Origin of the sequence: Bradyrhizobium sp. S3.12.5 (assembly GCF_040548225.1) — a bacterium.
In the GTDB taxonomy this organism is placed as follows: domain Bacteria; phylum Pseudomonadota; class Alphaproteobacteria; order Rhizobiales; family Xanthobacteraceae; genus Bradyrhizobium; species Bradyrhizobium cytisi.
Genome location: NZ_JBEPRF010000020.1, coordinates 64,015 through 76,244, shown reverse-complemented (window position 1 = coordinate 76,244; position 12,230 = coordinate 64,015). Strand labels below are relative to the sequence as shown.

Sequence of the window (12,230 nt, the reverse complement as noted above, 5' to 3'; positions counted from 1 at the left end):
ATGTCCCGGTGCGAACCACCAGTCGTGCACCCACAATCGACGACATACGCCCCTTAACGATATTCTCCGCTTTCGAGAGCGGCACACCGGTCGACCGGCTATGATGCTGCAATGCGCCGAAATCATCTCATCGCAGCTGCGGCCATCTGCCTTGCGCTGATCGTCTATGCCACGCTGGCTACGCTTGCGGGCAGACCGGTGCTGATGGGCCATGCCGAGGCCTATTGGGTCGTGGTCATCGAGCGCTTCAGCGCCTACAGCCTGCTGGGCTTCCTGCTGTCCTTCCTGCTGCCGGGACGCTTCAGGCTGGCTTGCGCATTCGTGATCGCCGTCGCCGTCGGGCTCGAGATGTTGCAGGCGATGGTGCCCGACCGCGATCCGCGGTTCATCGACGTGCTGCAAAAGGCGGCCGGCGGCATCCTCGGCGTCAGCCTGGCCCAGACCATTCTGGCTTTTCTGCCCAGACCGCCGTCCTGACGCGAGCGGCGTCGACCCACATCGCGAGCGCGATGCGCAGCTTGGTCCGGCAGATTATTTTGCCATCTGCCCGCGCAGCTCACCGCCTGGATTGGCCGCGGTATGGATGTTCGCATACCATTTGCCGGCCAAGAGATCGGCAGCCTGCGTCTCGGTGAGGGTTGCGGTGCCGTGGATCGGGCTTTGCGTTAACTTGAACGGCAGCGCGATGCCGGCATTCTTGCCGGATTCGCTCGGTCCATGGAAATGCGCGCCGAGCGCGGGACCGGTCAGATCCGCATAAGTGACGGTGTAGGTCAGGATCTTGGTATCGGTGTCGAAAGCCGCCTCGGCCTTGCCGGAGCCGGAGCTCGTGTTGGGCGGCACTTCGTTGCTGCCCCTGAGTTCCGCCTGCAGTTTGATCACTTCGGCATGGACCGCCGTCGCAAGAAGAGACGGGAGCGCAAAACCCAACGCACCCGCCAGGCACACGGCTCTCATCATGGTAACCTCCCAGCCCGGATCTCATTGGTTTCGACCTGCTCCGGTGTGAAACACCAGAGGTCGCGCCAAATTCCGGCTGGGTGATTATGCCTGATTCGAACGGAGCCGACTGCGGCCGGAAGCGGCGGACTTACGCCACGCCGCGCCTGAAGCTCTGCTGACCGGAGGTGAAACCGCCCGACATCTGCAGGTGGGTTTCGCGCAGCGCCGTGATTGCGTCATCGACGCCGAATTCGCCTTCGCGAATGGTTTCGAAGAACCGGGTCATCAAGGCGAAATCCAGCTTGACGCGGGTGTTTCCATCGCGGCTCTTGCGGCGATCGAGCGACAGATGCAGCGCCAGCACCCTGGCCTCGGCGGCACTGCAGCCGCTGAGCGTCGCGAGTTCGTCATAAGTCATCCAGATCTGAGGCATATCCCTGTCCGCCTTTTGTTATGGGCCTCAACCTAGATTTCACATCTAAAAGCACTCTTGCCGCGGTGCGGTCTTCAGGCGCTTTCGCGGCAACAGCGTCAACGCAAAGCTAAGGCGCAGGACACATCAGGACGCGGGAGGCCTGGAGGGCGTAAACGGCGGCCGCGGCCGCGACCGGCTGTCCAGTCCCTTGGGCAGCTTGTCGGGATTGAGCTTGACGACCGCGCATCTGGCGTCGGCTGGCAGCGCTTCTTCCTGGCTATAGATCAGCGTGCACTCGAACCTGACCTCCGGCGCCTCTCGCGCCGTGCCCGAGCACGTCGCCATCGCGCCGCTGCAGAGGCCGGTCAGATTGACCTCGACCTCATCAGGACCAAACACGCTCGGATTGCCTTCGGTATGGCGCTTCACTGCCAGGACAGCCGTGAAGCGTTGCTGATCGACCTGATAGGAGCCGCCATAGGTGAAGAAGCTGTCGCAGCCCGAGATCCGCCCCTCGATCAATTCGACAAGGCCTGTGCCCTGGCCACGCGGGGTTCTAAACCAGGCAGCGTATTTGCCGTCTCTCAGCATGAAAACATCCGTCGTAAAATTCAAACGTATTTGCGACGAACTCTGGGGCGCGACAATGACTGATGCGGCGCGTATTCCGGCACGGTTAATGCCTTGCAAAACCAATTCGTCAAATTTCCGGTGCCGCATGCGCGACGCCGGCTGCAAACTCAAAACAATTCGATGCCGTCATCCGCAGGCACGACCGCCTCGACCCGGCGGGCCGCGGCGCTCGACGACAGCCCGAGGGCTTGCAAAAATTCCCGGTGGACGTCGCGCTCCCGCTCCATCGTGTAGCGCGCGAACAGATCGTCGAGCAGCGCCTCGTCCTGCGGCTGCGGCCGATGCGCGCCTGCGCTTGCCGTCTCCAGGCGCGCAGCGACGGCGGGCAACGTCGCAGAAGACTCGCCGAGCGAGCTCATCAGGCCTTGCGCCGAATTCATCAGGCCCTCGAATTCGGCACCTTCGTCGACGAGCCGGCTCATAAGCTTGCCGAGCCGCTCGTTACCGGCCTCGACCTCGCGCAGCGCCCGGAGGATCTGCGGCTCCAGATTGGTGAGCTGCGTGGGATCGCCCTGGACGCGAAGCTCCTTCAACTCATTGGCGGAGCGCTCGATGCCGTCGAGCACGGGCCGCAAGCGGCCGGCGCCGGCCGAGACCTGATCGGCGGTCGTCTTGAGCTCGTTCGCGATGACGACGAAAGCGCTGCCGCGGCTGCCGAGATGGCTCGCCTTGAGGCCCGCATTCATGCCGATCAGGGTGATGTCGACCGTGGCTTCCGCCAGCCCCGCAATGACCTGACGGAATTTTGCCAGCGTATCCTCGACGACCGCGAGCGCCTGGTCGACCGAGCGTCCGGCGCTCTCGCAAGTGCCGATCAGGGTCGAGGCGTGAGCCAGCGTCTGCTTGATGCGGGTCAGGAACGAGGCGGAAGAACCGTTCTCGCTACCGAACAGCGTGCGGCCGTGACCGACGACGCCACTTGCATCGTTCAGGATCGCCGACAGCGCGCGGACGATCTGGCCGATGTCGCCGCCGAACTCGCGCTGCGCGTCCCTGAGCTGGGCCGCCGCCGGGCAAGCTGCGACGCCGTTGCCGAAACCAGAGGCCACCGTCGCACATATAGGCGCGGCCGGGAGCCATCCGGACCTGGACCGCGGGCGAAGCCGCCCCGGCCGTCTGCCATCGCGCCATCGCGTCTAGAGTCACGGTTTGCCGCGGCGCCGTTTTCTGCCATCACCGGTTTGAACCTGTTCCTGCCAGGGTGCACCAATACCAAGAGTGATTCTGATCACACTTGCTTGGGCGATCCCCTGCTAGGCTCCCGCTGGCACGTGGATCACTCGGGTATCTTGTTCGAACTGGATGAAAAAGTCATGAGAAGCCTGATCGGCGCGATCGCCGGCGTGTTTTGCCTCGCGGCTCCCGCCATTGGCGAGACGCCCGCCGCCATCGTCGAGGACGTGCAGGGCAAGGTCGACGGCATCGAATTCATGGACTACGTGGCGCCCGGCAAGATCATCAAGCTCGGCCCCAAGGCTGGCATCACGCTCAGCTATCTGAAATCCTGCCTGCGCGAGACCATCACCGAGGGCGTCGTGCTGGTCGGCGCGGAGCAAAGCACCGTGCAACTCGGCAACGTCCAGCGCGTCAAGGTGCCCTGCGACGCCAACGCCGCGCAGCTCTCCGAGCGCGAGGCGAACCAGAGCGCGGCAACCACGTTCCGCACCATGCGATCCGATGCCAACAGTGCGCCGGCCAAGCTGCCGACGATCTACGGTACAGCGCCACTGATTCAGGCCAAGAGCGGCAGCACGCTGGTGATCGAACGCACCGACGGCAAGGAGCCCACGATCAGCCTCCCGCTCAAGAACGACATCATGATCGCCGGAAAATTCTATGACCTCTCGAAAGCCGGCAAGTCGCTGACGCCGGGCGGCAGCTACCTCGCGAAGCTCGGCACCAAGCGCTACACCTTCCAGGTCGACGCCAGCGCGACCTCGTCGCCGACACCGATCGTCGGCCGTCTGCTTCGGCTCGAATAGCCGGCCAGCGACAGCAACGATGCGGCGGATCGGCAGGTGGGACATCGTTGCGGCGATCATGATAGCGCTCGTTACGGGCGCAACTTTCACGTCTCCGCCGCTCCAGACGCTGCAAGGGCTCTCGCTCGACATCCTCACGGCCTTGCGCTGGAAGCTCATCGGTGACCGCCGCGATCCCGCGACGTCACCGGTCGTCGTCGTGGCCATCGATGGGGAGACCTACGACACGCCGCCTTTCAAGGGATCGCCGACCCAGACATGGACGCGCGAGATCGGCCGGGTGCTCGGAAGTATCACTGACGGGGGCGCCAAGATCATCGGCTTCGACGTGATCTTTCAAAGCTCGATCGAGCAATCGGCGATTCCGTTCGGCGATGCGTCGTTCGGCAGCCGTTTGAAGGGATTTGACCGGGACTACCTTATCGCCGTGCGGAAGCTTTCCGACAGCGGCAAGCTCGTGCTCGGCGAAATTCTCAGCAACGACCATCCGGAGCGGCCGGATCGCGCGCAGCAACTGGCGGTGAAAGACAACATCCGCGCCCTCAACGTCCATACCGACGCCGACGACGTAATCCGGCGAATGCCGCTAAGCTTTTCCATCGCGGGCCAGCCAGTGTCCGCAATGGCCGTCGAGCTCGCCGCGCGCGCACTCGGTGCCAAGCCCGAGACCGGGCCGATCGGCGTAACGAAATTGTCCGGCTACGCGATCCCGAGCGCGGTCACCAACACGCTCACGCTCAATTTCCGCGGCATGGGCCGCGACGTCCCCACTTATTCCTTCGCCGATTTGCGCGCCTGCGTCGAAAAGGGCGACACCGAGTTCTTCCGCCGCGCCTTCGAGGGCAAGATCGTGCTGCTCGGCAGCATCCTCAATTTCGAAGACCGCAAGCTCACCTCAATGCGCCTGGCCAGCGGATATGACGGGACACCCGGGTCGCGATGCGCCCTGCCCGCGCCTGCAAGCACCGCGCAACAAGCCCGCAACGCGGTCGCCGGCGTCTTCGTTCACGCCACGGTCGTGCGAAATCTGCTCGAGCATGATGCCATCACCGAGCTCGGCTTCCCGCTGCGGACGATCCTGACAATTGTTTTCGCGGCGATCATTGCCGCTGCCGCCTGCCTGCTCGCTCCGACCGGCGCGGCGGTTACCTGGCTTGGGCTCACCGTCGCCTACGCTGCTGTCGCCGTCAGCACATTCGCGCATGCCATCGCGCTGCCCCTGACCGAGCCCGTGCTCGCCGGTCTCGCAGCGCTCGCCATGATGATCGGCTACCGCTTCGTGATCGCCGACCGCGAGGAGCGCTTCCTGCGCAAGAGCTTTGCGTTCTATCTCGCACCCGAGGTGATCGACGGCATGGTCGCCTCCGGCAAGATGCCCGTGCTCGGGGGCGAGATGCGCAACATCACCATGTTCTTCTCTGACCTCAGCGGCTTCTCCTCGATCGCCGAGAAGATGACGCCGAGCGAGCTGGTCGCATTGATGAACGACTATCTCTCCGCCATGACCGACATCATCGAAAGCCATGGCGGCTATGTCGACAAATATATCGGCGATTCCATCGTCGCGATGTTCGGCGCGCCGGCCGACGATCCCGATCATGCACGCAACGCGGTCGCCGCCGCGCTGCAATGCCGCGACCGGCTCGAGGAGCTCAACGAAAGCCATCCCGCGTTCCGTGGCCGCGGCCTCGCCCACCGCATCGGGTTGAACAGCGGCGAAGCCGTAGTCGGCAATATCGGCTCGCGCCGGCGCTTCAACTACACCGTCATGAGCGATACCGTGAACCTCGCCTCGCGGCTCGAAGGCGCCAACAAATACTTTGGCACCGTGATCATGGCGTCCGAGATGACTGTGAACCAGAGCCGCAGCGCCTACACCTGGCGCGAGCTCGACATGGTCAGGGTGCAGGGACGCGACGAGCCGATCAGGGTGTACGAGCCGCTCGCCGAGAAGAACCACGAGACGCAGGAGCAGGGCATCCGCACGGCAACTTACGCCAGCGGGCTTGCGTGCTGGCGTGCGCGCGACTTCGCCAAAGCGGCCGAGCTGTTCGAGAGCGCCGCCGGCGACGATCCGCCGTGCCGATATTTTGCCAAGCGTGCGCGGACACTGGCGGCGCATCCACCGCCGGCCAACTGGACGGCGGTGAATACGCTGGAAGGGAAGTAGCGGCGCGAGCCAGGTGCACCGATGCACTCTCTCCCCTTGTGGGAGAGGGTGGCTCGACGCGCAGCGGCGAGACGGGTGAGGGGTTCTATCCGCACATAACTCTCAGGCGGCGACATCCGCGGAGAAAACCCCTCATCCGGCGCTTCGCGCCACCTTCTCCCACAAGGGGAGAAGGAAAGAAGCCAGCATCAGACGTAACAAACCTAAAACGGCAGCCCCACATAATTCTCCGCGAGCAACCGCTGCGCCGTCTCGGACGACAACAGGTACTCCAGCTCGGTCTGCTGGAGACGATCTTCATACTCGGAACGATCGGGGAAACGGTGCAGCAGCATCGTCATCCACCACGAGAAGCGCTGCGCCTTCCATATCCGCGCCAATGCCTTGGCGGAATAGCCCGCCAGCCCGGAATCGTCGCCATCCTGATAGTGCGCGAGCATCGCGTGGTAGAGGTAATAGATGTCGGAAGCGGCGCTGTTCAGCCCGCGCGCGCCGGTCGGCGGCACGATGTGGGCGGCATCGCCGGCGAGGAACAGTCGGCCATAGCTCATCGGCTCGGCGACGAAGCTGCGCAAAGGCGCGATGCTCTTTTCGATCGAGGGGCCGGTGATCAAGCGGTCTGCGACCTCATCGGGCAGGCGACGCTTCAGCTCCGCCCAGAATGCATCGTCCGACCAGTCTTCGACCTTGTCAGTCAGCGGCACCTGGAGGTAATAGCGGCTCAGCACCTGTGAGCGCAGCGAGCAGAGCGCAAAGCCGCGCGCATGCTTCACGTAGATGAGCTCAGGCGACACCGGCCTGGTCCGCGACAACACGCCGAGCCAGCCGAACGGATAGACCTTTTCATATTCACGCAGCACATCCTTCGGGATCGATTTGCGGCTGACGCCGTGAAATCCGTCGGCGCCGACGATGTAGTTGCAATCAACGCGGACGGTCTCGCCGTTCGATCGATACGTCACGTAGGGCCGGTCGGAGGTCAGATCATGCGGCGTCACGTCCTCGGCATTATGCACGACCTTGCCACTGAGCCGGTCGCGCGCCTCATAGAGGTCGCGCGTCAGCTCGGTCTGGCCGTAGACCAGCACCGAATTGCCGCCGGAATGCTTGTTTAGATCGACATGGGAGAGCACGCCGTCATGGGCGATCTCGAAGCCGTTGTGGATCTCGCCCTCGCGGTCCATCCGCTCGCCGCATTGCGCCTCGCGCATCAGCCGGGCAAAGCCATGCTCGAGCACGCCGGCGCGGATGCGCGCCAGCACGTGCTCGCGGCTGTATTTCTCCAGCACGATGGTATCGATGCCCTTCAGGTGCAGGAGCTGGGACAGCAGCAGCCCGGACGGCCCGCCGCCGATGATGCAAACCTGAACTTTCATTTTTCCGTCCTCCCGTCGGCAATTTTTTGCAGATTCCGCCGCCTGTACCGATGGAGGCTTTCGCCATTGTCTTGTACTATTCGAACATGAGAACCGCAGCCCCCGCCCCGGCCATCCGGGTCTACAATCTGTTCGGTGAAGCCGGCGACCTGCCGGACGTCGTCCATTGCGAGACGATTGCGTCGCGCTCGGTGCTGCATGACTGGACGCTCGCCGTGCACCGCCACGCCCGGCTGCACCAGGTGCTGCTGATCGAGCGCGGCGGCGGCGAGGCGACACTCGACGGACGCGTGGTGCCGCTCAGGCCGATGCAGATCGTCAACGTGCCGGTCGGCCATGTCCACGGCTTCCGTTTCGTGCGGGAGACCCAGGGCTGGGTTCTGACCATCGCCGCGGAAATCCTGGACGAGGCACTGCTCGCCGCCGAGGGCCTGCGCGGCGTGCTGTCACGATCGGCCGTCGTTCGCGGCACGCCGCAGATCCGCGCGACGATGAAACAGATCTTTGCCGAGCACGCCGCGCGCGATTTCGGCCGCGCGCATGTGCTGCGCGCGTTGTCGGCCGCCATGATCGGCCTCGTGGCACGAGCGCTTACAGCCGAGAGCGGCACCAGCAGCAGCTCTGAATCAAATCTGTTCCGCCGCTTCGAAGCCCTGCTCGAACAGCATCATCTGGAGCGCCGGACCGTTGCGGACTACGCGAACGCGCTGGCGATCACGCCGACCCATCTCAACCGCATCACGCGCGCGGCAACCGGCGATACCGCCTCGCACCTGATCCTGAACCGGCTGATCCGCGAGGCACGCCGCAACCTCGTCTATACAAATCTTCCGGTCTCGACGATCGCCTATGCGCTCGGCTTCGAGGACCCCGCCTATTTCAGCCGGGTCTACGCCGCAGCCACCGGGCTGTCACCGCGCGCCTTTCGCGCTCAGATTCATGGCGATGAAGGCTGATCCACATGTTACTGGTGCGCTCGCTCCTGCGCGGATTCCACCGGCGCTTCGTCCGGATGCCGCTTCTCGTAATGCAGGAAGAGATCGAGCAGCGCCAGCAGCACGATGAGGACGCCGAAGCCGATGCTCAGATGCATCGCCCGCGTATGCGGAAATCCGAGCAGCCAGGGCGACGCGACGAGCCAGACGCCCATCAGGACGTTGATCCATTCCTCCCAGTCCCGGTAAGCGATGATGGCCGCCAGCGAGAGCACGACGATGATCGCGCTCGTGACCCAGAGGTCGATCTTGCCCTGACTATTTGTCAATTTGAACAGCCATGGCGATATGAAGAGAACGGCGGCGAGAAACAGATTATAGACGTCAGGGACAGTTTCGCGCTCTTGCAGCCTGCTCATGACACACCCTCCGCGGGGGACCCGTCGGAGCAAAGACTGGGAAGCGATTTGGTTCCCATTCGGCGTGGGCTTATTGGCTAGACTTTGGTCTCGCTCAGGAACCGAACCGACGACGATAGTCCTGCGGCGCCGTGGCCAGCACGCGCAGAAAACTGCGGCGCATGGTCTCCTCCGACCCGAAACCGCAGCGCTGGGATATCCGCTTCACCGGCAGGCGCGTCTCCGACAGCATTCGCCGCGCAGCTTCCACCCGCAACCGCTCGATGGCCCGCAGCGGCGTCAGTCCGGTCGTCTTGGCATAATGGCGGCTGAAACTGCGCTCGCTCATGCCGGCCTCGCGTGCCAGTCTGGACAGAGAGAGATCGCCGGCGAGATGCCTGCTGATCCACTGGTGAAGCGCGCCGAATTCATCCTCGGCGGATTGCAGCGACAGCGCCTCGCTGAACTGCGCCTGTCCGCCCGGCCGCTTGAGGAAGACGACGAGATAGCGCGCCACGGCCAGCGCGGTGGTGCGGCCGAGATCCTCCTCCACCAGGGCCAGCGCCAGATCGATGCCGGCGGTTACGCCTGCCGAGGTCCAGATCGAGCCATCGCGCACGAAGATCGGATCTGGCTCGACGCGCACGGCCGGGAAACGCCGCGCGAGCTCGGCGCAATACGACCAATGGGTCACCGCACGGCGTCCGTCGAGCGCGCCGGATGCACCGAGCAGAAATGCGCCGGTGCAAACCGACGCCACGCGCCGCGCCTTCTTCACGCGCTGCCGCAGCCAGTCCAACAGCACCGGATCGGAGGCGGCGAGATCGACACCCGGACCACCTGCGACAACCAACGTGTCCAGCCCGCTGCCGGCGCGCGGCAGCGGCTCCGTTGCAATCGCCAGTCCCGAGGACGCCGTCACCCGCGCGCGATCTTTCGCCACCACGCGAAGCGCATAAGGCGGCGTTCCGCCGGCCTCCACGATCTGCTCGTTGGCGGTCGCGAACACCTGGAGCGGTCCGGTGACGTCGAGCAGCTGTACCGATGGATAAGCCAGCACTTCGATCACGCGCACGGAACTCCGCGTGGCACGAGAAATGGAGCTTGGCGAGAAACGAGGGGTCTTTGGCATTTGCGCCAAAACTGCCCGGTTATGTTGCCGCTGTCCAGCCTCGAGGAGAGACCATGACCACGAAGACTTTTACCAAGACCGCCCCGCCGGAATGGCTTCTCGCGATGTGGAAGGAGATCGACGACAAGACCTTTGGCAAGGGTTTTGACTGTTTCGCCGACGATGCGATCTGCAATCTCGGCGTTGCCGACTGGCACGGCCGCGATGCGATCCGCAACAATCTGCGGCAGTTCATCGACCGTGGCTTCACCGCGCTGCATGACGTCGTCGAGTACTGGGACAGCCCTGAGCTCAAGATCTTCCACGGCAAGGTCGCGATGCGCTTCGACGATCCCAGCATCGAACCCGTGAGACCGACGATGGCCCATTTCTTCTATATGGACGAAAAAGATCCCACCAAGGTCAAGCGCTGGGTCGGAGCGGTGGGACCGACCGGGTTTTAGCTGGCACGTCACCGACGGAGCTCGGCGGTGCAAGCTCCACCACGACAAGAGAGCCGGCCTCACCATCGGATGCGGCCGGCTCATTCCTGATCACGTGAAGCAAACATCGAAGAACAAGACCTTCTCCGGCCCCTGCAAGTTGATCGCGAAGAATATACGACCATGACAGCGCGCTCGTCGCTCGAAAATCGAAGGCGGCCATAGCCGGGATCAGGCGAATTCGGACCGGGCCCGCCACTATTCCCGGCGCTTCTACTTACCTTGGTATAGAGCGACCAACCCTTTGGATAGAATTCGTTTACCTCCGTACGATTGAGCGCGGAATGCGCACGCCTTATCGTGGCTGCATTCGGCGCCCCAGACGCTGGTGGCACGGACCTCCCTAGCCTTGGCGCAAGACGGCCACACCCTGTCCGGTCGTCTGCGCTGCTTTTTCAGCAAGCCGTCAGCGACCTCAGTGTTTTCCCGGCCGACACATCGAGCCCTCGCGGTCGAAGCTGCCGGCTTCCATGCGAAACTGGAGTTTCGTGCTTAATGTCTTCGTTTGAGAAGATCGCGCTCTTCATCGATGGCTCCAATCTCTATGCCACCTCCAAGGCGCTCGGTTTCGACATCGATTACAGGCGTCTGCTCAGCGAATTTCGCGGCCGAGGCGCGTTGCTGCGGGCCTTCTACTACACGACACTCATTGACGATCAGGAATACTCGTCAATCCGCCCATTGATCGATTGGCTCGACTATAACGGGTATACCGTCGTCACCAAGCTCACCAAGGAGTTTGTCGACGCCACCACCGGCCGCCGCAAGGTGAAGGGCAGCATGGACGTGGACCTCGCCGTGACGGCGATGGAGCTCGCCGGGCACGTCGATCAGATCGTGTTGTTCTCAGGCGATGGAGATTTTCGTTCGCTGGTGGAAGCCGTGCAGCGCCGCGGCGTCCGGGTGACCGTCATCTCCACGCTGGCCAGCCAGCCGCCGATGATCGCCGACGAACTGCGCCGACAGGCGGACATCTTCGTTGACCTGGCGGAACTGAAGCCGAGAGTGGGGCGCGATCCGGCGGAACGGCCGGGATCGCGCGAGATGCGTCAGCAACCGCCGCAATTCATCGCGCGCGGAACGGTGAATCGAAGCGACCAGCTGGAATAATCTGGGCCTGACGATCCCTGGATCGTCAGACGTCGAAGAACACCGTCTCGTCCGGTCCCTGCAGATTGATCGCGAAGGAATATACGGCCTTGCCGGCGCGCTCGCTGCGGGTGGCGATCAGCGTGTTGCGACGCACCGGAGGCTCGACCAGATTGAGCACGGGATCGGCGGCGTTGGCGGCTGCTTCGTCGGAGAAATAGAGCCGGGTGTTGAGCCCGATATTGATGCCGCGGGCGACAATCCAGATGTCGACGTACGGCGCGCATTTGCGCCCGGCCCTGTCGACGATCGCACCCGGCTTGATGGTCTCGAAGGTGACGAGTCCGCTCTCGAAATCGGAGCCGGCACGGCCCCAGCCGCGGAAGTCCTCGTCCAGCGCGCCGGCCGAACGATCAGCCGGATGGTTGTAGCGGCCGGCCGCGTTGGCCTGCCAGATCTCCAAAAGAACGTCGCGCAGCACCGTGCCGCTGCCGTCGATCACCCTCCCTTCCAGCGTGATGCGTTCACCCTTCGTGTTCGGCGTCACCAGCACGTTGGAAAAGTTCTTCTCGAAAATGTCGAAGCCGGCCATGGCCGGGATCAGGCCGATATGAACGTAGGGTCCGGCGGTCTGCGAGGCGGTTTCCTTGAGATAGTTGAGCGGCTGCGGCATGGG

At 63.7% G+C, this 12,230-nt stretch carries 14 protein-coding genes; 6 read left to right on the top strand and 8 right to left on the bottom strand.

Features of this window, described 5'->3' with window-relative positions; all coding sequences use genetic code 11:
• Positions 1 to 111 precede the first annotated feature (111 nt).
• The gene (locus tag ABIC09_RS27025; RefSeq protein WP_354034662.1) at positions 112 to 477 is read left to right on the top strand and encodes a VanZ family protein; all 366 of its coding nucleotides are present in this window, start codon (positions 112 to 114) and stop codon (positions 475 to 477) included.
• Between the two features lie 54 nt (positions 478 to 531).
• Here ABIC09_RS27025 and ABIC09_RS27020 read toward each other — a convergent pair whose 3' ends face one another.
• From ABIC09_RS27020 to ABIC09_RS27005, 4 genes are all read right to left on the bottom strand, one after another.
• Positions 532 to 960, bottom strand: coding sequence for a CHRD domain-containing protein (locus ABIC09_RS27020; RefSeq protein ID WP_354111154.1), 429 nt, complete (start codon positions 958 to 960; stop codon positions 532 to 534).
• 130 nt (positions 961 to 1,090) lie between these two features.
• Positions 1,091 to 1,375, bottom strand: coding sequence for a hypothetical protein (locus ABIC09_RS27015; RefSeq protein ID WP_354111153.1), 285 nt, complete (start codon positions 1,373 to 1,375; stop codon positions 1,091 to 1,093).
• Positions 1,376 to 1,501: 126 nt separating this feature from the next.
• On the bottom strand, positions 1,502 to 1,948 hold the full coding sequence (locus ABIC09_RS27010) for a hypothetical protein (RefSeq protein WP_354111152.1): 447 nt from the start codon (positions 1,946 to 1,948) through the stop codon (positions 1,502 to 1,504).
• A gap of 149 nt (positions 1,949 to 2,097) precedes the next feature.
• The gene (locus tag ABIC09_RS27005; protein ID WP_354111151.1) at positions 2,098 to 3,039 is read right to left on the bottom strand and encodes a methyl-accepting chemotaxis protein; all 942 of its coding nucleotides are present in this window, start codon (positions 3,037 to 3,039) and stop codon (positions 2,098 to 2,100) included.
• A 264-nt stretch (positions 3,040 to 3,303) separates the two neighbouring features.
• On the opposite strand from ABIC09_RS27005, the gene ABIC09_RS27000 reads away from it, so the two are divergent.
• Entirely contained in the window at positions 3,304 to 3,972 is a 669-nt protein-coding gene (locus tag ABIC09_RS27000) for a hypothetical protein (RefSeq protein ID WP_354111150.1), read from the top strand.
• Positions 3,973 to 3,991: 19 nt separating this feature from the next.
• Positions 3,992 to 6,142 (top strand): CHASE2 domain-containing protein, encoded by a 2,151-nt coding sequence (locus tag ABIC09_RS26995; protein ID WP_354111149.1) that lies wholly within the window; start codon positions 3,992 to 3,994, stop codon positions 6,140 to 6,142.
• A 203-nt stretch (positions 6,143 to 6,345) separates the two neighbouring features.
• On the opposite strand, the gene pobA is transcribed toward ABIC09_RS26995, so the two are convergent.
• Complete coding sequence (pobA, locus tag ABIC09_RS26990) at positions 6,346 to 7,518, bottom strand: 4-hydroxybenzoate 3-monooxygenase (RefSeq protein ID WP_354111148.1); 1,173 nt, start codon at positions 7,516 to 7,518, stop codon at positions 6,346 to 6,348.
• 50 nt (positions 7,519 to 7,568) lie between these two features.
• On the opposite strand from pobA, the gene ABIC09_RS26985 reads away from it, so the two are divergent.
• Positions 7,569 to 8,474 carry a helix-turn-helix domain-containing protein gene (locus tag ABIC09_RS26985; RefSeq protein ID WP_148755416.1) on the top strand — a complete coding sequence of 302 codons (906 nt, stop codon included), beginning with the start codon at positions 7,569 to 7,571 and terminating at the stop codon, positions 8,472 to 8,474.
• Between the two features lie 8 nt (positions 8,475 to 8,482).
• Here the strand turns inward: ABIC09_RS26985 and ABIC09_RS26980 are convergent, their stop codons facing one another.
• Entirely contained in the window at positions 8,483 to 8,872 is a 390-nt protein-coding gene (locus ABIC09_RS26980) for an SPW repeat protein (protein ID WP_354084931.1), read from the bottom strand.
• Positions 8,873 to 8,966: 94 nt separating this feature from the next.
• Positions 8,967 to 9,917, bottom strand: coding sequence for a GlxA family transcriptional regulator (locus ABIC09_RS26975; RefSeq protein WP_502917703.1), 951 nt, complete (start codon positions 9,915 to 9,917; stop codon positions 8,967 to 8,969).
• Between the two features lie 119 nt (positions 9,918 to 10,036).
• Here ABIC09_RS26975 and ABIC09_RS26970 point away from each other — a divergent pair, with 119 nt between their 5' ends.
• Together ABIC09_RS26970 and ABIC09_RS26965 are read left to right on the top strand one after the other, a co-directional pair.
• The gene (locus ABIC09_RS26970) at positions 10,037 to 10,426 is read left to right on the top strand and encodes a nuclear transport factor 2 family protein (protein ID WP_148755413.1); all 390 of its coding nucleotides are present in this window, start codon (positions 10,037 to 10,039) and stop codon (positions 10,424 to 10,426) included.
• Between the two features lie 534 nt (positions 10,427 to 10,960).
• The gene (locus tag ABIC09_RS26965) at positions 10,961 to 11,575 is read left to right on the top strand and encodes a LabA-like NYN domain-containing protein (protein WP_354111146.1); all 615 of its coding nucleotides are present in this window, start codon (positions 10,961 to 10,963) and stop codon (positions 11,573 to 11,575) included.
• Positions 11,576 to 11,600: 25 nt separating this feature from the next.
• Here the strand turns inward: ABIC09_RS26965 and pcaG are convergent, their stop codons facing one another.
• The gene (gene pcaG / locus ABIC09_RS26960) at positions 11,601 to 12,227 is read right to left on the bottom strand and encodes a protocatechuate 3,4-dioxygenase subunit alpha (RefSeq protein WP_354111145.1); all 627 of its coding nucleotides are present in this window, start codon (positions 12,225 to 12,227) and stop codon (positions 11,601 to 11,603) included.
• Positions 12,228 to 12,230 lie beyond the last annotated feature (3 nt).

Excerpts from the sequence above, each read along its gene's own strand:
- ABIC09_RS26970 (WP_148755413.1), top strand. The coding sequence starts at position 10,037 with ATGACCACGAAGACTTTTACCAAGACCGCCCCGCCGGAATGGCTTCTC.
- ABIC09_RS27015 (WP_354111153.1), bottom strand. The coding sequence starts at position 1,375 with ATGCCTCAGATCTGGATGACTTATGACGAACTCGCGACGCTCAGCGGC.
- ABIC09_RS26995 (WP_354111149.1), top strand. The coding sequence starts at position 3,992 with ATGCGGCGGATCGGCAGGTGGGACATCGTTGCGGCGATCATGATAGCG.
- ABIC09_RS26965 (WP_354111146.1), top strand. The coding sequence starts at position 10,961 with ATGTCTTCGTTTGAGAAGATCGCGCTCTTCATCGATGGCTCCAATCTC.
- pobA (WP_354111148.1), bottom strand. The coding sequence starts at position 7,518 with ATGAAAGTTCAGGTTTGCATCATCGGCGGCGGGCCGTCCGGGCTGCTG.
- ABIC09_RS26980 (WP_354084931.1), bottom strand. The coding sequence starts at position 8,872 with ATGAGCAGGCTGCAAGAGCGCGAAACTGTCCCTGACGTCTATAATCTG.
- ABIC09_RS27020 (WP_354111154.1), bottom strand. The coding sequence starts at position 960 with ATGATGAGAGCCGTGTGCCTGGCGGGTGCGTTGGGTTTTGCGCTCCCG.
- pcaG (WP_354111145.1), bottom strand. The coding sequence starts at position 12,227 with ATGCCGCAGCCGCTCAACTATCTCAAGGAAACCGCCTCGCAGACCGCC.
- ABIC09_RS26985 (WP_148755416.1), top strand. The coding sequence starts at position 7,569 with ATGGAGGCTTTCGCCATTGTCTTGTACTATTCGAACATGAGAACCGCA.
- ABIC09_RS27025 (WP_354034662.1), top strand. The coding sequence starts at position 112 with ATGCGCCGAAATCATCTCATCGCAGCTGCGGCCATCTGCCTTGCGCTG.
- ABIC09_RS27010 (WP_354111152.1), bottom strand. The coding sequence starts at position 1,948 with ATGCTGAGAGACGGCAAATACGCTGCCTGGTTTAGAACCCCGCGTGGC.
- ABIC09_RS27000 (WP_354111150.1), top strand. The coding sequence starts at position 3,304 with ATGAGAAGCCTGATCGGCGCGATCGCCGGCGTGTTTTGCCTCGCGGCT.